The 21,457-nt window shown below is 65.0% G+C and carries 19 protein-coding genes; 18 read left to right on the top strand and 1 reads right to left on the bottom strand.

The genetic code is table 11. The features are described 5' to 3' along the window. The first annotated feature begins 76 nt into the window (after positions 1-76). From asd to ACUY1T_RS03675, 18 genes are all read left to right on the top strand, one after another. Entirely contained in the window at positions 77-1,189 is a 1,113-nt protein-coding gene (gene asd / locus ACUY1T_RS03760; RefSeq protein WP_446020390.1) for an aspartate-semialdehyde dehydrogenase, read from the top strand. Between the two features lie 219 nt (positions 1,190-1,408). Beyond that, the gene (locus ACUY1T_RS03755; RefSeq protein WP_446020389.1) at positions 1,409-3,991 is read left to right on the top strand and encodes a FimV/HubP family polar landmark protein; all 2,583 of its coding nucleotides are present in this window, start codon (positions 1,409-1,411) and stop codon (positions 3,989-3,991) included. Between the two features lie 7 nt (positions 3,992-3,998). After that, positions 3,999-4,913: a tRNA pseudouridine(38-40) synthase TruA gene (gene truA, locus ACUY1T_RS03750; RefSeq protein WP_446020388.1), complete on the top strand. Its 915-nt coding sequence runs from the start codon at positions 3,999-4,001 to the stop codon at positions 4,911-4,913. A gap of 265 nt (positions 4,914-5,178) precedes the next feature. Next, entirely contained in the window at positions 5,179-7,092 is a 1,914-nt protein-coding gene (locus ACUY1T_RS03745; protein WP_446020387.1) for an asparagine synthetase B family protein, read from the top strand. A gap of 164 nt (positions 7,093-7,256) precedes the next feature. Beyond that, a complete protein-coding gene (locus ACUY1T_RS03740; RefSeq protein ID WP_446020386.1) occupies positions 7,257-7,490 on the top strand; it encodes a lasso RiPP family leader peptide-containing protein in 234 nt (77 codons plus the stop codon). Between the two features lie 63 nt (positions 7,491-7,553). Then, entirely contained in the window at positions 7,554-8,789 is a 1,236-nt protein-coding gene (locus ACUY1T_RS03735; RefSeq protein WP_446020385.1) for a PqqD family protein, read from the top strand. Positions 8,790-8,830: 41 nt separating this feature from the next. Then, positions 8,831-9,841 (top strand): hypothetical protein, encoded by a 1,011-nt coding sequence (locus tag ACUY1T_RS03730; RefSeq protein ID WP_446020384.1) that lies wholly within the window; start codon positions 8,831-8,833, stop codon positions 9,839-9,841. 23 nt (positions 9,842-9,864) lie between these two features. Continuing rightward, positions 9,865-10,518, top strand: a complete 654-nt coding sequence (locus ACUY1T_RS03725) for a phosphoribosylanthranilate isomerase (RefSeq protein WP_446020383.1) — start codon at positions 9,865-9,867, stop codon at positions 10,516-10,518. A gap of 61 nt (positions 10,519-10,579) precedes the next feature. Next, positions 10,580-11,794 (top strand): tryptophan synthase subunit beta, encoded by a 1,215-nt coding sequence (gene trpB, locus ACUY1T_RS03720; protein WP_446020382.1) that lies wholly within the window; start codon positions 10,580-10,582, stop codon positions 11,792-11,794. A 2-nt stretch (positions 11,795-11,796) separates the two neighbouring features. Next, on the top strand, positions 11,797-12,612 hold the full coding sequence (gene trpA, locus ACUY1T_RS03715; RefSeq protein WP_446020381.1) for a tryptophan synthase subunit alpha: 816 nt from the start codon (positions 11,797-11,799) through the stop codon (positions 12,610-12,612). Between the two features lie 75 nt (positions 12,613-12,687). Then, complete coding sequence (gene accD / locus ACUY1T_RS03710) at positions 12,688-13,713, top strand: acetyl-CoA carboxylase, carboxyltransferase subunit beta (protein ID WP_446020380.1); 1,026 nt, start codon at positions 12,688-12,690, stop codon at positions 13,711-13,713. A gap of 9 nt (positions 13,714-13,722) precedes the next feature. Further along, complete coding sequence (gene folC / locus ACUY1T_RS03705) at positions 13,723-15,009, top strand: bifunctional tetrahydrofolate synthase/dihydrofolate synthase (RefSeq protein WP_446020379.1); 1,287 nt, start codon at positions 13,723-13,725, stop codon at positions 15,007-15,009. An 18-nt stretch (positions 15,010-15,027) separates the two neighbouring features. Next, positions 15,028-15,714, top strand: coding sequence for an SPOR domain-containing protein (locus ACUY1T_RS03700; protein WP_446020378.1), 687 nt, complete (start codon positions 15,028-15,030; stop codon positions 15,712-15,714). A 4-nt stretch (positions 15,715-15,718) separates the two neighbouring features. Next, positions 15,719-16,282: a CvpA family protein gene (locus ACUY1T_RS03695; protein ID WP_446020377.1), complete on the top strand. Its 564-nt coding sequence runs from the start codon at positions 15,719-15,721 to the stop codon at positions 16,280-16,282. 64 nt (positions 16,283-16,346) lie between these two features. Further along, positions 16,347-17,870, top strand: a complete 1,524-nt coding sequence (gene purF, locus ACUY1T_RS03690; protein ID WP_446020376.1) for an amidophosphoribosyltransferase — start codon at positions 16,347-16,349, stop codon at positions 17,868-17,870. A gap of 11 nt (positions 17,871-17,881) precedes the next feature. After that, a complete protein-coding gene (locus tag ACUY1T_RS03685; protein ID WP_446020375.1) occupies positions 17,882-19,078 on the top strand; it encodes an O-succinylhomoserine sulfhydrylase in 1,197 nt (398 codons plus the stop codon). A gap of 150 nt (positions 19,079-19,228) precedes the next feature. Beyond that, a complete protein-coding gene (locus ACUY1T_RS03680) occupies positions 19,229-19,783 on the top strand; it encodes a cytochrome b (protein WP_446020374.1) in 555 nt (184 codons plus the stop codon). Positions 19,784-19,821: 38 nt separating this feature from the next. Then, the gene (locus tag ACUY1T_RS03675) at positions 19,822-20,406 is read left to right on the top strand and encodes a YceI family protein (RefSeq protein ID WP_446020373.1); all 585 of its coding nucleotides are present in this window, start codon (positions 19,822-19,824) and stop codon (positions 20,404-20,406) included. 97 nt (positions 20,407-20,503) lie between these two features. Here the strand turns inward: ACUY1T_RS03675 and ACUY1T_RS03670 are convergent, their stop codons facing one another. Beyond that, a complete protein-coding gene (locus tag ACUY1T_RS03670; RefSeq protein ID WP_446020372.1) occupies positions 20,504-21,298 on the bottom strand; it encodes a 2OG-Fe dioxygenase family protein in 795 nt (264 codons plus the stop codon). Positions 21,299-21,457 lie beyond the last annotated feature (159 nt).

Below are 21,457 nucleotides of genomic sequence, written 5' to 3'. Positions count from 1 at the left end.
CTGGACCCGGGCCCGCCTGCGAGGTAGGCCCGGGTCATGTATACTATTGGCCTCATTCTCTTCAGGAGGACTTCACATGTTGAAAGTCGGTTTCGTCGGTTGGCGCGGCATGGTGGGCTCGGTACTCATGCAGCGCATGCAGGAGGATGGAGATTTCGACGGCATCGAGCCGATCTTCTTCACCACCTCCCAGGTCGGCAAGCCCGGCCCCGACATCGGCGTGGACGTACCTCCGCTCAAGGATGCCACCGACATCGACGAGCTCAAGGCACTGGATGTCGTGATCACCTGCCAGGGCGGCGACTACACCAAGCAGGTCTATAGCGACCTGCGTGGCGGCGGCTGGAAGGGCTACTGGATCGATGCCGCCAGCACCCTGCGCATGGAAGACGAGGCGACCATCGTGCTCGACCCCGTCAACCGCCGCGTCATTGATGAACAGCTGGCGCGAGGCGCCAAGACCTTCGTTGGTGGTAACTGTACCGTCAGCCTGATGCTGATGGGCCTGGGCGGGTTGTTCGAGGCCGATCTGATCGAGTGGATGACTTCCATGACCTATCAGGCCGCGTCTGGCTCCGGTGCCAAGCACATGCGCGAGCTGCTCAACCAGATGGGGGCGCTGCGTGACAGCGTAGCCAGCGAGCTGGACGACCCCGCCAGTGCCATTCTCGATATCGACCGCAAGGTCACCGAGGCCATGCGCGGTAGCGATTTCCCGATCGACAATTTCACCGCACCGTTGGCCGGCAGCCTGCTGCCCTGGATCGACACCAAGCTGGATAACGGCCAGAGCCGTGAAGAATGGAAAGGCAGTGTCGAAACCAACAAGATCCTCGGACTCCAGGACAACCCGGTACCCATCGATGGCATCTGCGTTCGCATCGGCGCCATGCGCTCGCACAGCCAGGCCTTCACTATCAAGTTGAAGAAAGATGTGCCGATAGATGAGATCGAGGAGCGCATCGCCAAGCACAACGAATGGGTCAAGGTGATTCCCAACGACAAGGAAGCGACTATTGCCGGGCTGACGCCTTCGGTCGTTACCGGTACCTTGAGTGTTCCGGTGGGTCGTCTGCGCAAGCTGAACATGGGGGGAGAGTATCTCTCCGCCTTCACGGCCGGCGACCAGTTGCTGTGGGGCGCCGCCGAGCCGCTCAAGCGCATGTTGAAGATCCTGCGCGAGCAGTGATCCTTTCGCAGTGCCATTGACGGGGCATCTCCTGCGGGAGATGCCCCGTTTTGCATGGGGGTTCGCTGACCTTCGCCTCGAAGAAGTGTTCCGCTGCGCTGGCCTCGTTGACGCGGGAACAAGCTGCACGAGTATAGAATACATATACTTGCATGATCTGAACGTCGGCATCACAAGAGTCGAACGCCGTATGGCAAGCGAGCAACGCAAGGGAACTCAATGAGACGCAAGTTGACATTAGCCATGCTGTTGGCGCTGTCGGCCGCAAGCCCGCAAGCGCTGGCGCTGGGGATAGGGGAGGTCGATGTGCTCTCCTCCCTCAATGCACCGCTGCGTGCTGTCATTCCGCTCACCGATACGGCTGGGCTCGACCCTGAGCTGCTGCGTGTCAGCGTGGCCGAGCCCCGCGAATTCGATTCGGCCGGGCTCGTGCGCACGTCACTGGCGGCCAGTGTGAGGGCCGAGGTGGAGGTGCGGCAGGGCCGCTGGGTGGTGACGCTAGCCAGCGAGCGGCCGGTACGCGAGCCCTGGATGGACCTGCTGCTACGCTTCGACTGGCCATCCGGTCGTCAGCTGCGCGAGGTGACATTGCTGCTCGACCCACCTGACTACGACAGCATGCCTCTACTGGTCAGCGGATCGAGTCGCCGACCCGAGTCCGCTGCACGGCCCTCGGCTGCGACTTCCGAACCTGCCTCCCAAGCCTCCTCCCGGCCTGTCGTCACACGCAGGAGCCAGGCGCAGGCGGAGGATCGCGCCTGGGTAGGCAGCGGCGATACCCTGTGGTCGATGGCTGGGCGGCTGCGGCCCGGCAACGATATCAGCATGAACCAGATGATGGTGGCGCTGGTCGAGGCCAATCCAGACATTTTCCCCTCGGGCAATATCAATGCCATGCGTGCCGGACACGCCTTGGTCGTGCCATCGCGAGAGACCATTGCCGCACGTACAGGCGCTGAAGCCGACCGCATCGTACAGGCCATGAACCAGGCCTGGGCCAGTCGTGGCAGCGGTGCTCCCGCGCGCGTTTCTCTGGGGCCTTCCATGCTTGCCGGCGAGACTATCGATGTGGCTGCGGTATCCGCCGCTGGCGAGGCCGCCCCAGCGCCGCCGGCCGACCAAGGCGAGGCCGAAACTGAGGTCATGCCCTCAGCCGAGGGTGCCGATGCATTGCCGCGGCTCACGCTGCTCAGCGACGAGGAACTGGCCGCGGAAGCCGTGCCGGACGTTACCGAGGGTGACGAAGAAGTGAGCGCGGCGCTTGGCGGTGGGGCGCTCGATGGCGACGTGCTGGCAGCGCTTGGAGCCGGTGAGCTAACGCTGAGGGAGAGCGATCCGCGCTTCGCGTTGCTCGAACGGCGCTGGCAGGAGAGTCAGGCAGCGCTGGAAGAGGTGCAGGCCGAGCGCGACGTTCTGCAGCAGGAGCTGGGTGGCCTGCGTGAAGAAATCGACGCCATGCGTGAACAGCTGGCCCTGCTGGCCGGAGGTGTCGAAGAAGGTGCCGGACCCGGCACGGTGGTCGTGCCGTCCGACGCTGAGACGCAGGCCGATGCGCCCTGGTGGGGAGCAGCCTATCCGGTGTCCATCGATCGCAATCTGATCCTGGGCGGCGCCGGTCTGGCGGCCTTGCTGGGTCTCTGGCTATGGGTGCGCCGCCGACAGCGCCGCGATGCTGCAGCGCTAACGGGAAGAACTGCCATGCCCAATATGATTCATGGCATGCCGCCCACCAACGATGCGGCGATGCCACCGAGCCCGACTGCACCGATCCCGCCGATGGTCGCGGGAATGACCGTCGGTGAGGCAAGCCCTCACCCGGAGGAGGTGCCACGCGCGGCCATGCCGCAGGCCGAGGCCATCAGTGAGGTGGACATCTTCATGGCCTATGGCCGCTACGACCAGGCCAGGGAGCTATTGGAGGCGGGCCTGACCCGTGACCCCGAGCGACACGACCTGCGCCTCAAGCTGCTCGGCGTCTACGTCGAACAGGGCAATCGACAGGCGGCCGAGCACGAGGCACAGCAACTGGCCGAGACTGGCGATTCCGCGCTGGTGGCCGAAGCGGGGCGGCTGCTGGCCAGGCATCATCCCACACCGCCCAGCAATGATTCTCTTCCTGGCAGCGATGAGCCGCCCCCGGCCAGCGTTGAGCCAGAGGGCCGTGAGGTGGCTGAGTCCCGGGTGCTCGCAGCGGGGCAGGATGAGGCGCTGCTGGGGGATGAGCACGAACGGGTCGACTTCCCTCGTGCTGAGCATGCCGGCCGCGGGGAAGAGCCGCTGGCTGAGGAGGCGCTCCGGGAGGAGTCATTGCGAGCCGAGGAGCCGGATGAAGCGCAAGACGAGCTTGATGAGGAGGTGCCGGGAGCAGGTACCTCGGAGCAGGCTCCTTCCGCTGAGCGCAGCGCGACGGTGGAGTGGGGCATGATCGATTACCAGCCACCGGTGCTCGACCCGGAACCACCGTCTCGTGAAGAGACGCCCATGCAGCCCAGCATCGATTTTCCGCCGCCGAACGATGGCCACGGCGCGACGCAGGGCGACGAGCCGCCGGAACGTTCGCGCGCTAATTCGGCGGAGGAGACCGAGTGGGAGGTGGAAGAGGTGGCCTTCCCGCCGCTGGACCGCGATAATGGCGTTGCCCTGGGCAATCCCGACCAGAGCGATGACCTGGAAGAAGCCCGCCGGCTGCTGGAAGACGGCGAGGTGGAACGGGCGCGCCCGCTATTGCAGCAACTGCTGGGTTCTGACGATCCGCAGCTGCGCGACAAGACCCAGCATTTGATCACTCACTATCGACTCTGATGGCGGCATGACCCTGTTTCGACCTCTCGACGATCGTCACTCCCTGAGCGGCCGCCTGGCCATGGGGGTGGAATATGACGGCAGCGCCTACTGTGGCTGGCAGCGACTCAAGCACGCGCCTTCGGTTCAGGCCGAGCTGGAGCGGGCGCTCGCCAAGGTGGCGAGCCAGCCGATAACGGTTCATGCCAGCGGCCGAACCGATTCCGGCGTGCATGCCACACGCCAGATCGTGCACTTCGACGCGCCTGTGCCACGCTCGAATAAAGCCTGGGTGTTTGGTGTCAACGCCAATCTGGCGCGCGATGTTGCGGTACGCTGGGTGCGTGAAGTACCTGACGACTTTCACTCTCGCTTCAAGGCGCTGGCGCGACGCTACCGCTACATCATCCTCAACCAGATGAGCCGGCCGGTGCTGGAGCGGCACAACGTGACTTGGTGTCGCGATCCGCTGGATGCCGATGCCATGCACCGCGCAGCGCAGGCGCTGGTCGGCGAGCACGACTTCTCAAGCTTTCGTGCTGCGGGCTGTCAATCGAAGACCCCTTGGCGCCACCTGCACTTCATCGAGGTGCGTCGCCACGGGCCGCTGGTAGTGGTCGACGTGCAGGGCAACGCCTTCCTGCACCACATGATCCGCAACATCGTCGGTGCGCTGGTCAGCGTGGGGCGTGGTGAACAGGGTGATGCCTACCTGGCCGAACTGCTGGCGCTGAAGGATCGCACCCTTTCCGACGTCACGGCGCCAGCCTGTGGCCTGCATTTCGTCGATTCGCTCTACGATGACTCCTGGGGGCTACCGCAGGAGCCGCTGGGGCCGAATCTACTGGCGTTTCTGGGGGAGTGGACCGGCGAGCGGCCATTGCCCGACTGTCCTATGGTCGAGTTTCGGCGCGGGAGACCCGTAGCGCAAGCCCGGGGATAGGACGGGCGCACGACGGAATCCCCACCGCACGGCGCAAGCGTAAGGTGCGCCCCGCAGCCCGCCTCCATGAGTCTCGGCTTTCTCTGCTACAGTGTTCTAGAAGCCTGATGACGCCGTTCCACTACGGCCGAGTTCAGCGGTCTTCTGGTCCCTCTGGTGAACGTGCCTCTTGCCGAGCGAAAACAACCGCGTCGATCATCACTCGGTCCATCGCCTGGCGATCGTGAGACTTTGGCTCCGAAGGCCTGAGGGAGGTCCATCCCCGGTGAGCGGTATCTGCGGGATCATTCGTCTCGATGGCGTCTCGGTCAGTCGTGCCGAGCTGGAGCTGATGGCGTCACGGGTCGTCTACCGAGGCCCCGACGGTATCGCGTACCATTGTGACGGGCCGGTAGGAATCGCCTGCCTGTCGCTGGATACGACGCCCGACGGTACCGGTGCATGCCGCCCGGTGGTCGTGCCGGAGCATGGCCTACTGTTCGCGGCCGATGCACGCCTCGATAACCGCAATGACTGTGCCGGCGTGAGCCCCCATCTTCATGCCGGGGTAGCAACGGACGCCGAGCTCATGCTCGGTATGCTGCGGCATGCCGGCGAGCATGGACCCGCACGGCTGCTCGGGGACTTCGCCTATGTGCTCTGGGATGCCGGCCATCGTGAGCTGCACCTGGCTCGAGATCCCCTGGGCATGCGCTCCCTGTACTATCGGATCGAGCCTGGGCGGGTACTGTTTGCCACCGAGGTCCGGCAGATCCTGGCGGTGAACGGTGTGCCGCGTCGCTTGAATGCGCAGGCCGTCGGTTGGCACCTGTGCGGCATGCAGACGCCGCCGGGACAGGTCTTCTATGAAGGGATCGAGGGGCTCAAGCCCGCCGAGGAAGTGGTGATCGATATGGCGGGGCGTAAGCGCAGTCGGTGCTTCTGGGCTCCGGATCCAGAGCGACGCCTTCGCTACCGCGACGAGAGGGCCTATGCCGATCAGTTGCGCGAGCTGTTGACGGAGGCGGTGCGCTGTCGCTTGCGTGCCCGGAGCCCGGTGGGCGTGAGCCTGAGCGGCGGAGTCGACTCCACCTGTGTCGCCTCACTGGCGGGCTGGCTCCGCCAGCAAGGGGAGGCCGTGCCACCGATGCGCGCCTACAGTTGGATCTTCTCCGAGCTGCCGGAATGCGACGAGCGCGAGAACATCTATCGTATTGCGGATCATTTCGGCATGCCGGTCCGCGAGGTCCCGGCGGAGGAGACCTACCCCCTGGTCGAGGAGGCCGCCAACCAGCCCCACGAGGATGATCCTTTCTTCTCGATGTTTCAGCCCTTCCTGGACCGTTCCCTGGCTGCGGCGGCGGCCGATCGGGTCAGCGTGATGTTCTATGGCTCACGCGGTGATGTCATCTGTGGGGGAGCCGTCAGCGACGTGCCCGGTATGCTGCTGGCCGGCCATTTTCATAGGGCATGGCGTGAGCTGGAGGCCCTGTCGAGGATAACCTCGCTGCCGCGTGCCTCTACCCTGTCCCGCTACTTGGTGCGGCCCATGCTGTCGGATCTCCTTGGGGGGAGTCGTCTCGCTCGTGGCTTGCACGCCGCTCGATGCTTCGATTCATCGCGCAAGCCACGGCGGGGGCCGATAAGACGCGCGGAGTCCTACGTCTTCCCGGGCTTCCTTCACCGGGCCGGATTGCCAGAGGTCGAGCCCGTACGAGCCGAGGCGGCGAACTGGCCACGCCGCGCCCCACGGGAGCGTTACATCCATGTCTTCTCGCCGCTGGTCCAGCAGGGGATGACTTACGCCGAGCGCATCACCGCCATGCATGGCGTGGGCAATGCCGACCCCTGGAGCGACAGGCGCATCGCCGAGTTCATTCTCGCCTGCCCCCAGTACAGTATCGATAGTGTCATCGAGGTGAAACGGCTGGCGCGACGGGCCATGGCGGGCATCATGCCGATCGAAGCCATCGGCTCGATCGGCAAGGTTTCCCCCGAACCCCTTTACTTCGCTGCGTTGCGTGACAAGGCCTACGACAAGGTCCTCGGCCTGATGACTCATAGCCGCTGTGCCGAACTGGGTTTCGTCGATGAAGCGATGCTACGCGAGCGCTTCGAGTGTTTCGTGCACGGCAATGCGCCCAGTTTCGACCTCTGGCCGACCCTGTCTCTTGAAATCTGGCTGAGACGATTCTGGTAGGCGTGGCACTCCGTTCAGGTAAGCACGTGTGGCTCAGTCACTGTCCCAGGAGTGATAAAAATCAGGCGATAAACCATTGTAAACCAGTTTTTTTTGGCATGGTTGACTACCCAAGGCTGGCCTAGTCTAACTGTAAGGAAATGTTAGCCCTCGATGAGGGCTGAATGGCTGGGGAATTCGCTAGCCAGCGTCGGAACGGGTCGGAGGTTCAGGTGATGGACAATACCCAGGAAAGGAAGAGTGGTGTTCGGCGTGAATATCGCAAGCCCCTATTGACACGCTGGGGGACTGTCGCCGATCTCACGCTGGTGGGGCTAACCAGGCCGGGGTCGGATGTATTCCCGGGGAATGCACCGCATTCGAACGGCAGCCGCAACCCGCCCGGGCACAATAGATAGGCCCTGGAAAGGGGCTGGCATCGAACAGCCAGCGCGCTGTCTCGACCCGTGGACAGGGAAAACGTGGACAGGGGCATCGATGCCGTCCTGCTGCTCGATGGCCGAGAGGCCATCGAGCCGCTTCTTGCCTTTACCCGGCAGCCCGACCGGGAGTCGGCCTTGCGGGCGCTGGGCGAGGGGATTCAAGCCAATCCACTGTGGGTCAGAATGAACGGGGCCAGGCTCGTGGCGCGAGCCTGGCCCGAGCCTATGGTCGCGGTCTTCGGCCATTTCTCGGGGGAGCAGCAGGCCCTGCTGGCGGATCTGGCTGCTCAACTCCATGAGGTGCTCGAGCATCATCGCTATATCGATTACCCCGCCGCGGAGCAGGCGGTGGAGCGTCTCGCCACGGCCCTCCGGGCGCGCTTCGGCGAGGACGCCCTGTCGCACTTTCGTTATACCGCCATCCCCCGCGGGGGCTGGATCGTGCTCGGTATGCTCTCCTACCTGCTCGATCTGCGCCCCGATCAGATCGGCGTGCCCGGGATGGCCGAGCACGGGGAGCCGCAGCCCTGGGTAGTGGTGGACGACTGTGCCCTGTCCGGGGTGCGCTTCCAGCAGTTTCTCCAGCGCTGTGACACCCCGGCCGTCATCTTTTGTCCGCTGTTTGCCCCCCGGGAGCTGTGTCGCGCCATCGAGCGGGTCGAGCCCAGGGTCCTGGCCTGCCTCAATGCCGAAGACCTCAGGGATGTCGCGCCTGAATGGTTCGGCGAGGCCTATCCCCGTTGGCTCAGGGAGTGCCGGGAGCGGATCGGCGAGGATGCCTACTGGTGCGGGATCGCCGAGTACGTGGCCTTCGCCTGGTGCGAGCCCGAGACCAAGTACTGGGATGCGGGAACGGGGCGCTTCGAAGCCGGCTGGAACGCCTGGCCGCCGTCGCTGTGCCTCAAGCGTCGTGTCCAGGCCTCGCGGCTGCGGGCGGAGTTGGCTGGCCTGGCGGAGGGAGAGGCACTGACAGGGATCGGGCTGCAGGCGGTGGAGTCTGGCCCCCTCAGGTCCGCCGATCGCGTGCTGTGGGTGCCGATCGGTGAATCGATCGCGGTGGCACACTTCCCGGAGGCGGCCGCGGGGTCCGCGCCCTGTTTCCAGCTCGATCCGACGGCGGCAGACATGTGGCGAGCGCTGCTGGAAACCGGCAGTCGGGAGGGCGCCATCTCGGTGCTGCTGGAGGGCTATGCCGTAGCGCCGGAGGCGCTGCGACGGGACCTAGCCTCGTTGGTGGTGGAACTCGAGGAGAATGGCGTCATAGTCCGGCAATGAATCGTCCGGCGCTGAGTCGGCGACAGGGGAGTTCAGGGCGCGTGGCATACCGATACCGGGTCTTTGGGCTCTGCATGGAGACGACGCATCGTTTCCGCTTCCCCTTGAGTGTCGCACCCGCCACGGCGGAGAGTGACCTGACCTTTCATTGTGAGCTGGAGAGGGCGTGGCCCACACCCTCGAGCCGAGATGCCCTCTATCTGAGTCCGGCCAGGAACCGGTTCGGGGAACCTGATCTGGAGATCTATGCCGTGGCCGGCGGCAGCCTCATGCGCTTTCCCCGGGTGGCGGAATTCCTGGTCGCTCCCGGGCGGATCGACTGCCGGCTGCAGGACGGCGGAGCTGGCTTCATGGTTGATCTCTATCTGCTCGGGGACGTTCTCTCCTATTACCTCGAGATGACCGGCGTGAGCGCTCTGCATGCCGGGGCGGTGGCCCATGATGGTCAGGCGATGCTGTTCGCGGCGGATCGCACCGGCGGCAAGAGCACCCTGGTGGCCTCCCTGGTCGCGGCCGGGTTTCACCTCCTCGCCGACGACATTGCAGCGCTGGAGCCGGATGATGCACGGGTAACCTGTCGGCATGCCTTTCCGCAATTGAAGTTGACCCCGGAGCAGGCGCAGCGTTTCGTCGGCACCGCCGAGGGTTTCGAGCCGGTCCATCCTTCCTTCCCGAAGCTCAGTGTGCCGGCCGAGAGAGTGGGTGGCATCGCCTGGGAGTCACTGCCCGTGGCGAGGATCTACCTGCTGGAGCGCCGTGTCGTCACCGGGGGCGACACGGCGATACGCCTGGAGCCGCTCGGCCCGGGCGAAGCGCTGATCCAGCTCGTGCGTCACTCCTTCCTGGCCGAGGAACTGGAGGGGTGTGGGACTGCGGGCAGGCAGGGCGGCACTGCGCAAGCGGACATGACACGAACACGCTTCCATCGTCTCGCGGCCATTGCACGGGCCGTCGTGGTCAAGCGCCTATGTTATCCTAGCGGTTATCAGCATCTCCCCGAGTTGCACCGGGCAGTGCTCGCCGACCTCGGTGGAGCGACCGGCGAACGGTGATAGATAGGATGGCAAGGATGAGCATGAACGACGTACAGGCCGTGGGATGTCGTACCCGCATCAAGTTCTGCGGCCTGACCCGTGAGCGGGACGTGGCCGATGCCGTGGCCGCCGGTGCCGATGCGCTCGGCTTCGTGCTCTGGCCCGGCAGCCGTCGCCATGTCGACGAGGATCGCCTCGCGGTGCTGGCCGCGTGCGTGCCGGCCTTCGTCACTCGGGTGGGCCTGTTCGTCGACGCGACGCCCGAGTTCGTCTTGCGTGCCAGCCGCCACCTCGACCTGCTGCAGTTCCATGGCGATGAGACGCCCGCTTTCTGTGCCGGTTTCGAGCGACCCTGGATCAAGGCGTTGCGCATGCGCGACGGCCTCGACCTGCATGCTGCGGCCACGGCCTATGACGGCGCCCAGGCGCTGCTGCTGGATGCCTACCGCCCGGGTGTGCCGGGTGGCACCGGGGAGACCTTCGACTGGTCGCGAATCCCCGCAAGCCTGGAAAAACCTGTTATTCTCGCGGGTGGGTTGAGCGCGGACAACGTCGCCGGTGCCATCGAGCGTGTGCGCCCCTTTGCGGTGGACGTCTCCGGTGGTGTGGAAGCCGAGCCCGGTTGCAAGGATCCCCGCCTGCTGTCGGCTTTTGCCGCGGCGGTGGCCCAGGCCGACCGCAGGCGCCTTGGCTGATTGCTTTGCCCAAGCCCGATTCAACCCCTGTCCCTTATGGCGACCCTATGAGGTGTCTTTAGTGAGCAAGTTCAGTGACCTGACCCGACTGCCGGACGCCCGCGGCCACTTCGGCCCCTATGGCGGCCGGTTCGTCTCGGAGACCCTGAGCTTCGCCCTGGACGATCTGGAGAAGACGTACCTGCGTCTTCGCGACGATCCGGACTTCCAGGCCGAATTCGACTACGACCTGGCCCATTACGTGGGCCGTCCCTCTCCGCTCTATCATGCGGAGCGATGGTCGCAGAAGCTCGGCGGGGCACGGATCTGGCTCAAGCGCGAGGATCTCAACCACACCGGTGCGCACAAGGTGAACAACACCATCGGTCAGGCGCTACTGGCCAAGATGAGCGGCAAGCCGCGGGTGATCGCCGAGACCGGTGCCGGCCAGCACGGTGTCGCCACCGCCACCGTGGCGGCACGCCTGGGGCTGAAGTGCGAGGTCTACATGGGTGCCGAGGACGTCCAGCGCCAGAAGCTCAACGTCTATCGCATGCGTCTGCTCGGGGCCAACGTGATCCCGGTCGAGTCGGGCACGCGCACGCTCAAGGATGCCATGAACGAGGCGCTGCGCGACTGGGTCACCAACGTCGACGACACCTTCTACATCATCGGCACCGTGGCCGGACCACACCCCTATCCCATGCTGGTGCGCGACTTCAACGCCGTGGTCGGCCGCGAGGCGCGCCGCCAGTCGCTCGAAGAGTTCGGCAGGCTGCCCGACGCGCTGATTGCCTGCGTCGGTGGCGGCTCCAACGCCATGGGCCTGTTCTACCCCTTCGTCGAGGATGACGAGGTCGCCATGTACGGCGTCGAGGCCGGCGGCGACGGCGTCGACACCGGTCGCCATGCCGCGCCGCTGGCGTCCAATGCGCCGCGCGGCGTGCTGCATGGCAACCGCACTTACCTGATGTCCGACGAGGGCGGCCAGGTCTCCGACACCCACTCGATTTCGGCCGGCCTCGACTACCCGGGCGTAGGCCCCGAGCATGCGCTGTGGAAAGATGTCGGGCGGGTGCAGTACGTGGCCGCCAACGACGATGCCGTACTCGAGGCATTCCGCGAGCTGACCCGGGTGGAAGGCATCATGCCGGCGCTGGAGTCGGCCCATGCGCTGGCCCATGCCAAGGTTCTGGCGCCGACCATGCGGCCCGACCAGAACATCGTGGTCAACCTGTCCGGCCGCGGCGACAAGGACATCATGACGGTCGCCAAGATCGACGGCCTGGAGTTCTGACGATGAACCGAATCGACCAACGCTTCGCCGAACTCAAGGCTCAGGGCCGTCGGGCGCTGATTCCCTACATTACCGCCGGCGATCCGGCGCCGCGCTACACGGTAGGCTTCATGCATGCCCTGGTGGAAGCGGGCGCCGACGTGCTCGAGCTGGGGGTGCCGTTTTCCGATCCCATGGCCGACGGCCCGGTGATCCAGAAGGCCTGTGAGCGCGCGCTCAAGCACAACGTGCGCCTGACCCACCTGTTCGAGATGGTGCGTGAGTTTCGTCAGAACGACAACGACACTCCGGTGGTGCTGATGGGCTATCTCAACCCCGTCGAGCGTATCGGCCTTGCCGCGTTCGCCGAGCAGGCTGCGGCTGCCGGTATCGATGGCGTACTGACGGTGGACATGCCTCCTGAGGAGGCTGACGAGTTCGGCCCATTGCTCAAGCAGCATGGCCTGGCCTCGATCTTTCTCGTCGCCCCTACCACTTCGCGGGAGCGGGCCGCTACAATATGCGCCCATGGCGAGGGCTACCTCTACTATGTTGCGCTCAAGGGCGTGACCGGGGCCGCCACGCTCAATGCCGACGACGTGGCCGAACACCTGGCGCCGCTGCGCGGCCTGACCGAGCTGCCGCTGTGCGTCGGCTTCGGCATCCGCGACGGGGCCTCGGCGGCCGAGGTCGGCAAGGTGGCCGATGGCGTCATCGTCGGTAGCGCGCTGGTCAGTCGTATCGCCGACAACGCCGAGCGGCCTGAGGCGATCGCCGGCGAGCTCAAGGCCATACTCGGGGAGATGCGCCAGGCCCTGGATGCGCTGCCCGCTCGCTGAGCTTGCCCTTGCCCACGATTCGACTCATGACGCCCGGTTCCGCCGGGCGCAACAGCATACGGAAGCCTTTCTGACATGAGCTGGCTCGACAAGATTGTTCCCTCCATGGGGCGGATTCAGCGCAAGGACCGGCGGGCCAGCGTGCCCGACGGCCTGTGGCGCAAGTGCCCGAAATGCGAGGCGGTACTCTATCTGCCCGAACTGGAAAAGCATCACAACGTCTGCCCCAAGTGCGATCATCACCTGCGCCTGACCGCACGCAAGCGGCTCGACTGGTTCCTCGACAAGGACGGGCGGGAGGAGATCTCGGCCGATCTCGAATCGGTGGACCGCCTCAAGTTCCGCGACTCCAAGAAGTACAAGGACCGCCTCAATGCGGCCCAGAGGGAGACCGGCGAGAAGGATGCCCTGGTGGCCATGCGTGGCACCCTGGATGGCCTGCCGGTGGTCGTGGTCGCCTTCGAATTCACCTTCATGGGCGGTTCCATGGGCGCCGTGGTGGGGGAGAAATTCGTGCGAGCGGCCAGTCTCGCCCTCGAAGAGCGCATCCCCTTCATCTGCTTCTCCGCTTCGGGTGGGGCACGAATGCAGGAAGCGCTGTTCTCGTTGATGCAAATGGCCAAGACCTCGGCTGCGCTGGAGCGCCTGCGTGTGGCCGGTGTGCCTTACATCTCGGTGCTGACCGACCCCGTGTTCGGTGGCGTGTCGGCGTCGCTGGCCATGCTTGGCGATCTCAACGTGGCCGAGCCCAACGCCCTGATCGGTTTTGCCGGACCGCGGGTCATCGAACAGACCGTGCGGGAGAAATTGCCGGAAGGTTTCCAGCGCAGCGAGTTCCTGCTCGAGCATGGCACGGTCGACATGATCGTGCCGCGTGGTGAAATGCGCGACCGCCTGGGTGCCGTGCTGCGCAAACTGACCCACCAGCCGCCCAGCGGCCTCGAGGAGAGCATGATCATCGAGCCCGACCTGGTCGACGAGGCCGAGCGTGCGGCAGCGGAGGAGGGTGAAATCATTGATGCCGTCGAGCCCGAGGCGTCGGAAGAGTCTTCGTCACCGGGGGCATCCGAGGACACCGACCGCTCTGACCCTGCGCGCTGATCGCTCGTGATGCCTTCGACGCCATCTCGCACGCTGGACGGCTGGCTCAGCTACCTGGAGCAGATCCATCCGGTGGGCATCGACCTCGGCCTTGAACGGGTGGCCGAGGTTGCCCGCCGCATGGGGTTACTGGCCAATCGCCTGGCGCCGCGTGTCATCACCGTGGCCGGTACCAATGGCAAGGGCTCGACGGTAGCCATGATCGAGGCGCTGGCAGGTGCGCATGGTCTCACCACCGCAGCCTACACGTCGCCTCATCTTCTGCGTTACAACGAAAGGCTGCGGCTCGGCGGCAGCGAGGCGGACGATGCCACGCTCATTGCCGGCTTCGAAGCCGTGGAGGCAGCACGCCTGGCCGATGAGCCGGTGAGCCTGACCTATTTCGAGGCCGGAACCCTGGCGGCGCTGTGGGCCATTGCCCGCCGCCGGCCCGACCTCGCCGTGCTGGAGGTCGGATTGGGCGGCAGGCTCGATGCGGTCAACGTCATCGATGCCGATGTCGCCGTCATTACCACCATCGCGCTCGACCATGCCGCCTTCCTCGGCACCGACCTCGAGGGGATCGGTCGTGAAAAGGCCGGTATCATGCGTGCCGGCCATCCCGTCATACTCGGCAGTAGAGAGCTTCCCGCAAGCGTGCGCCAGTGCGCCGATGAACGGGGCGCCCCGGCCATGACGCTGGGGCAGGACTTTCGCTGGCAATCCAGCGCCGGCGATCGCTTCAGTTGGCAGGGAACCGATGCCGATGGGACTTTTCCAACCCTCGAAGACTTGCCCGATCCGGGGCTGCCGCTGGACAATGCCGCTACGGCGCTGCAGGCCCTGGCAGCGGCCGGCATCGTGCTCGATGAAGTGAGCTGCCGGATGGCCCTGAGCGCGCTGCAGGTGCCCGGACGTATGCAGTGGCTGGGGCAATGGTGCCTGGATGTGGGGCACAATCCGCATGCCGCCGCTTACCTGGCGGAAAGGCTGTCCATTCAGCCATGCCGCGGGCGTACCTGGGTGTTGCTCGGCATGTTGGCCGACAAGGATGCCGATGGTGTCATCGAGGCCCTGGCCGCAGCGGCGGATGGCTGGGTGAGCGTGACCCTGGTCGGCGATCGGGCACGCACAGCCGCGGATCTGGCAGGGCGCATCGAGGCTCACGGGGGACATGTCGCGTACCAGGCCCAGTCGCCCGAAGCGGGTGCGGAATGGCTTTCCGGGCGCTTGGCGCCCGACGATCGCGTGCTGGTATGCGGCTCCTTCTTCACGGTGGCGGCCATACTGGCATGGAAGCAGGCGCAGGCAGCCTAGCGGGGGCAGGAGGGCACGATGAAGTATGGAATGCGCGAACGAATCAGCGGGGCGGTCATCCTGATCGCCCTGGCGGTGATCTTTGTGCCGATGCTGTTCGATGAGCCGGCACCTCGCGACGAGCGTCCCCAGCCGATGCTGACCATCGAGCAGCCGGTGCCGGTGGAACGGCGCAGCGTGCCCGATCCGCAGCCACCGGAGAGCCTGGGCCAGATCCGCGCGCCCGAGACGAGCCCCGAACTGGTGGAACCGCAGCCGCCGCTGGAAGACGTCGAGCCCACACCCGGTGAGGTAGCCCGAGTGGAGCCAGCGCCAGCCGTGGCGGTACAGCAGGGCGAAACGGGCAGCACGGCACCGCGCGAGGACCCCATCGCGGACTTGGCCCAGGCGGCTTCCGAGCGGGCCGAGAGCAGCCCGCCCGCCGCCCCGGACTCCGGGCCCGAACGGCCGGCCTCACCGGTGAGCGCATCGCCGGGGGGCGAGTGGGCCGTTCAGGTGGGCAGCTTCGGCGAGCCGGGCAATGCCGAGCGGCTCCAGGCGCAGCTGCAGGAGCAGGGGTTTCCCGTCTATAGCCGGCGGCGCGACAACAACATGACGACGGTCTACGTGGGGCCCTTCGACTCCTCGGATTCCGGCGAGCGTGCCATGAGTGCGGTGAAGGAACGCGTCAACCTGCAGGGCCTGCTGGTTCGAGTGAGAGAGTGACGGTATGACATTGACTTGGCTCGACTGGGGCTTTCTTGCCGTACTGGCCATCTCGACCCTGGCAGGGTTCATGCGTGGCCTGGTACGCGAAGGGCTGGGGCTGGCGGCTTGGATCATCGCGCTGTTGGCGGCGCGCCTGCTTGCCGAGCCGGTAGCCGATCTGCTTTCCGGGCTGATCGATAGTCCCGACGGCCGGCTGGTGCTGGCCTTCGTGCTGGTGATTCTCGGTGTGGTATTGCTCTGCGGTATCGTCATTCGCATGGTGCATGCCGCCGTGGAGTGGGTCGGCATGGGGTTCTTCAACCGCGTGGCCGGTGCCTGCTTCGGCATCGCACGAGGTGCGGCGGTGCTGATAGTGGCGACCATCCTGATCAGCCTGACGCCGCTGGCCCAGTTGCAGGCGTGGCAGGATGCGGAGCTGCGGCCCTCCTTCGAGCAGCTGCGCGACTGGGCCGTCAATCAGCTCGAGGCCTGGGAAGGACGCGTGCCCGAGGCGCCCGAGGCGTGGCGTAACATGCCGCTGCCCGAGCGGCGCGACGGTGGCAACCCCGAGCCTGGTGCCTTGTGAGCTGAGAATCATGCTTTTATCAAGCCGACTGCGGTCGGCCCCCCTGCAAGCGAGGTAAGGTGGAATGTGCGGTATCGTCGGCCTTGTGGCCAAGCAGACCGTGAACCAGGCGATCTATGACGCCCTGACGGTGCTTCAGCACCGCGGCCAGGATGCCGCGGGCATGATGACATGGAGCGAAGGGCGCTTTCTGCTGCGCAAGAGCAACGGCCTGGTACGCGATGTGTTCCACACTCGCCACATGGCGCGGCTGCAGGGCAACCTGGGGATCGGTCATGTGCGCTACCCCACCGCGGGCTCATCCAGCGAGGCGGAGTCGCAGCCGTTCTACGTCAATTCCCCCTATGGCATCGCGCTGGCACATAACGGCAACCTGACCAATTCGGACCAGCTCAAGCAGGAGCTGTTCTCTTCCGACCTGCGCCATATCAACACCAGTTCGGATTCCGAGGTGCTGCTCAACGTGTTCGCGCACGAACTGGGCAAGCAGGGGCTGCACCTCTCACCCGGCGATATCTTCGATGCAGTACGGCGGGTGCACCGTCGCTGCCGCGGCGGCTATGCTGCGGTCGCGATCATCAACGGCGTCGGGCTGGTGGCCTTCCGCGACCCCAACGGCATCCGTCCGGTGGTGTTCGGTACCCGCGACGAGGGCAAGGGGCAGGAGGTGATGATCGCCTCGGAGTCCGTAGCGCTCGATGTGGGCGGTTTCGAGCTGCATCGCGACCTGGCGCCGGGCGAGGCGATCTTCGTCGACATGGAGGGCGAGTTCCACACCCAGCAGTGCGCCGATACGCCTACCCTGACACCCTGCATCTTCGAGCACGTCTACCTGGCACGGCCCGATTCCATCCTCGATGGCGCCTACGTCTACGGCACGCGCATGCAGATGGGGCGCAAGCTCGGCGACCGCATCCGCAGCGAGTGGCCGGAACACGACATCGACGTGGTGATTCCGATCCCCGATACCTCGCGTACCTCGGCGCTGGAACTCGCCCAGCACCTGGGCGTGACCTATCGCGAAGGCTTCATGAAGAACCGCTACATCGGGCGGACCTTCATCATGCCGGGCCAGACCCAGCGCAAGAAGTCAGTACGCCAGAAGCTCAATGCCATCGGCGTCGAGTTCAAGGGCAAGAACGTGCTGCTGGTGGACGATTCCATCGTGCGCGGCACCACCTGCAAGCAGATCATCCAGATGGCTCGCGAGGCCGGCGCCAACAAGGTTTACTTCGCCTCGGCGGCGCCGCCGGTGCGCTATCCTAACGTCTACGGTATCGACATGCCGGCGGCTGCGGAACTGATCGCCCATGGCCGCAGCGAAGCCGAGGTGGGTGAATTGATCGGCGCCGACCGCATCTTCTACCAGGACCTGGACGATCTGAAGGATGCCTGTCGTGAGGTCAACCCCGGGCTCGAGCAGTTCGACTGTTCGGTGTTCGACGGTCGCTACGTGACCGGCGATATCGATGCCGGCTACCTGTCAGCGCTGGAAGCTTCGCGCAACGATGCCGCCAAGCAGCAACTGGGCGCCGGAGCCCACGCCCTGGTGGGCATGCATAACCAGGAAGACGACATCGATGACTGAGGTGGCCGAGCATGCATGACGAGACATCCCCCGACGACAGCTGGGCACTGGAAACCCTGGCGATTCGCTGCGGCCACCAGCGTACCCATGAGCAGGAGCATGGCGAGCCGATCTTTCCCACCTCGAGCTTCGTCTATGGCAGCGCCGCCGAAGCGGCGCGCAAGTTCGGCGGCGAAGAGGCCGGGAACGTCTACTCCCGCTTCACCAACCCCTCGGTGCACACCTTCGAGCGTCGCCTGGCGGCGCTCGAGGGCGGAGAGCGTTGCGTGGCGACGAGCTCCGGCATGGCGGCGATTCTCTCGACGGTGCTCGCCCTGCTGCAGGCCGGCGACGAGATCGTCGCCTCGCGCTCGCTGTTCGGTTCGACCGTCAGCCTGTTCGACAAGTACTTCGGCAAGCTGGGCATCACCACGCGCTATGTGGAGCTTTCCGACCTGGCGGCCTGGGAGGCGGCAATCACGCCCCGTACGCGTCTGCTGTTCGCCGAGACGCCCTCCAACCCGCTCTCCGAGGTGGTCGACATCGCGGCGCTTGCCGAGATTGCCCAGCGTCATGGCGCATTGCTTGCCATCGACAACTGCTTCCTGACCCCGGCGCTGCAGAAGCCGCTGGCGCTGGGGGCGGACCTGGTCATCCATTCCGCCACCAAGTACCTGGACGGGCAGGGTCGGGCGGTGGGCGGTGCGGTGGTGGGCCGCAATCGGGAACTCGAGGAGGTCTTCGGCGTGGTGCGCACCTGTGGGCCGTGCCTGAGCCCGTTCAACGCCTGGATCTTCACCAAGGGACTGGAGACGCTCAACCTGCGCATGCGTGCCCACTGCGAGAATGCCCAGGCCCTGGCCGAATGGCTGCAGGCGCACCCGGCGGTAGCGCGGGTTCACTACAGCGGCCTGGCGGACCACCCGCAGCATGAACTGGCCAGCCGCCAGCAGGGCGGCTTCGGTGCAGTATTGGGCTTCGAGGTGAGAGGGGGGCGCGAGGCGGCCTGGTCGGTCATCGATGCCACCTGCATGCTGTCGATCACCGGCAACCTGGGTGACGTCAAGACCACCATCACCCACCCTGCCACCACTACCCACGGGCGGCTTTCGCAGCCGCAGAAGGAAGCGGCAGGTATCGGCGAGGGGCTGATCCGCGTGGCGGTGGGGCTCGAGGCGCTCGATGACATCCGTGCCGATCTGGCGCGCGGACTCGATGCGCTGAGCTGATTTCGATTCCGGATGCGTGGCGCGCGGCGCATCCCGGTAGTCGAACGGGTAATTTTTACGAACGTAACGTTCGGTTTTTTCAGCGCATCCTGATCATGCGTTACGGTATGCTGCCCTCCATCGATGACGAAGCTCAACGGGAGCGACGAGATGTGGCGCAACACCCGGTCAGGCTGGGGCCTGGTCAGTATCACCTTCCATTGGATCAGTGCCCTGGCGATCGTGGGGCTGTTCCTGCTGGGCTGGTGGATGACGGACCTGGGGTATTTCGATCCCTGGTACAACCGTGCGCCATGGTGGCACCGTTCCATCGGCATGCTGCTGCTGTTCGCCACGCTGCTGCGTATTCTCTGGCGGCTGTTCCAGCCGACTCCTATCGCCCAGGGGAGCCGTGTCGAACGCATCGCCGCACACCTCGGTCATATCGCCCTCTACGTCCTCATGCTGACGGTAATGGTGAGCGGTTACCTGATCTCCACTGCTCGTGGGCGTGGCATCAGCGTGTTCGACTGGTTCGACGTGCCCGCTTTTATTAGCCACCTGCCCGATCAGGCCAGCATTGCCGGTGAGATCCACTGGTACAGCGCCCTGGCACTGTTACTGCTGGCAGCAGGGCATACTTGTGCGGCGCTGAAGCATCATTTTCTCGATCGCCACGATACCCTCACTCGCATGCTGAATCCGGCACGTACGCGTCGCCGTTGAACACCAGCGCCTCAGCGCGCTTCACCAAGGAGAGACCCATGTTCAAGAAAGCCGCACTCGCTACTGCCCTTGGCGCCGTTTCCCTGGCCACCGTTGGTCAGGCCCTGGCCGACGACTACGTGGTGGATACCGAGGGGCAGCACGCCTTCATCCAGTTCAAGATCAATCACCTTGGCTATTCCTACATTCTGGGTAACTTCGAGGAGTTCGAAGGTCGCTTCCACTACGACCCGGAAGACCTCGAGGCTTCCAGCGTCGAAATGGAAGTGCAGGTGGGCAGCCTCAACACCAACCACGCGGAGCGCGACCGTCACTTCCTGAGCGACGATTTCCTCAGTGCCGACGACTATCCCACCGCGACCTTCGTTTCCACCGGCTTCGAGCCGACCGGGGACGATGAAGGCGTACTCACCGGTGATTTCACCCTCAAGGGCGAGACCCGTGAGATCGAGATGCCGGTGACACTGGTGGGCGAGGGGGAGGATCCCTGGGGCAGCTACCGTACCGGTTTCGAGGGCTCGACCACGCTGACGCTTGCCGACTTCGGTATCGACATGAGTGATTTCCCCGAAGTGATGCACGAGCTCGAGCTCTACGTCACCTTCGAGGGGGTACGCCAGTAAGCTCAGTCGACGAGCGATTCGCCAGGCAACACGAACGACACCCCCGGCCATGGCCGGGGGTGTCGTTTATTGGGAGGCAGGCGGGAGCGGGTCGGTCTTAGCGGGTCTCGTTGAGCACGGCATCGGGGAAATGCCGCCTGAGGATGCGGTTCTGGAAGTCATCCACGAACCGGCTATTGATGATGATGATGAACCGCTCGAAAGTGGCATCCGGGTCCTGCTGGGCGATACTGTCGATGCTGTGGTAGAGGCGGTCGTCGTGCAGGTGAAGGATGTCGCCTTCCTGCAGCGTGGCTTCCATCAGTGACTGCGTGCCGGCCTGGTCGGCATACAGATGATTGGCGCCACCGCTGACGTTCTCGCGCTGGAGCACCAGGATGCTCAAGGCCTTGCAGCCGTCGGCATGGATTCCCTGGCCCTGCAGGGGATCGACCTGGCCTTCGCCACGCACCCCGGTAATCTGCATCAGGATCGGTTCGTTGGGCCCTAGGTTCCACAGCATCGCCCAGGCGTGCACGAAGGCCTTGACGTCGGGGCGGGCTAGAAACTCCGGTGTGAGGGGGTCATAGTAACGCAGCCGGTCTGCCATGCTTTCTGCAGCATTGAAGGCGCCACCTTGGGCCATGGGACAGTGCCCCATGTCCCTGACCTCTCCGGCCTCGTCCAGCGCCAGCCAGGACATGCGCTTCCAGCGACTGTTGACGTAGGGGTCGCGAGGCAGGTCGGCAGTGAATGCCTGCCAGGCCGACAAATCCACGCGTGAGCGAACGTCGGTCAAGGCCCAGTGACGGGTGGCCAGGTCGCGGCTGACGTCTGGTGCCCAGTAGTGGACCAGCGGATCGATTGGCATGCCGGTGAAATCGTAGCCATGTTTGAGTGTGTCGAGTTTCATGTCGCTATCTCCAGGTGGCCGGGCGGGATTGCCCGATGTTGTCGGGGATGCCCCGTGCAACAAATAAAAAATGAAAAGAAATGAAACTAAATGTCAAAGATTGTAGCTGGAAATATTAGACCGTCAGGCTGAAGCCTGAAGGCCAAGGCAGAAAAAGAC

The organism is Billgrantia sp. Q4P2, from assembly GCF_052806135.1.
This window is presented reverse-complemented; position numbering and strand designations above follow the sequence as displayed.

Excerpts from the sequence above, each read along its gene's own strand:
- ACUY1T_RS03700 (WP_446020378.1), top strand. The coding sequence starts at position 15,028 with ATGAAGTATGGAATGCGCGAACGAATCAGCGGGGCGGTCATCCTGATC.
- folC (WP_446020379.1), top strand. The coding sequence starts at position 13,723 with ATGCCTTCGACGCCATCTCGCACGCTGGACGGCTGGCTCAGCTACCTG.
- ACUY1T_RS03680 (WP_446020374.1), top strand. The coding sequence starts at position 19,229 with ATGTGGCGCAACACCCGGTCAGGCTGGGGCCTGGTCAGTATCACCTTC.
- trpA (WP_446020381.1), top strand. The coding sequence starts at position 11,797 with ATGAACCGAATCGACCAACGCTTCGCCGAACTCAAGGCTCAGGGCCGT.
- asd (WP_446020390.1), top strand. The coding sequence starts at position 77 with ATGTTGAAAGTCGGTTTCGTCGGTTGGCGCGGCATGGTGGGCTCGGTA.
- ACUY1T_RS03755 (WP_446020389.1), top strand. The coding sequence starts at position 1,409 with ATGAGACGCAAGTTGACATTAGCCATGCTGTTGGCGCTGTCGGCCGCA.
- ACUY1T_RS03695 (WP_446020377.1), top strand. The coding sequence starts at position 15,719 with ATGACATTGACTTGGCTCGACTGGGGCTTTCTTGCCGTACTGGCCATC.
- ACUY1T_RS03740 (WP_446020386.1), top strand. The coding sequence starts at position 7,257 with ATGGCTGGGGAATTCGCTAGCCAGCGTCGGAACGGGTCGGAGGTTCAG.
- truA (WP_446020388.1), top strand. The coding sequence starts at position 3,999 with ATGACCCTGTTTCGACCTCTCGACGATCGTCACTCCCTGAGCGGCCGC.
- ACUY1T_RS03725 (WP_446020383.1), top strand. The coding sequence starts at position 9,865 with ATGAACGACGTACAGGCCGTGGGATGTCGTACCCGCATCAAGTTCTGC.
- purF (WP_446020376.1), top strand. The coding sequence starts at position 16,347 with ATGTGCGGTATCGTCGGCCTTGTGGCCAAGCAGACCGTGAACCAGGCG.
- accD (WP_446020380.1), top strand. The coding sequence starts at position 12,688 with ATGAGCTGGCTCGACAAGATTGTTCCCTCCATGGGGCGGATTCAGCGC.
- ACUY1T_RS03675 (WP_446020373.1), top strand. The coding sequence starts at position 19,822 with ATGTTCAAGAAAGCCGCACTCGCTACTGCCCTTGGCGCCGTTTCCCTG.
- ACUY1T_RS03670 (WP_446020372.1), bottom strand. The coding sequence starts at position 21,298 with ATGAAACTCGACACACTCAAACATGGCTACGATTTCACCGGCATGCCA.
- ACUY1T_RS03685 (WP_446020375.1), top strand. The coding sequence starts at position 17,882 with ATGCATGACGAGACATCCCCCGACGACAGCTGGGCACTGGAAACCCTG.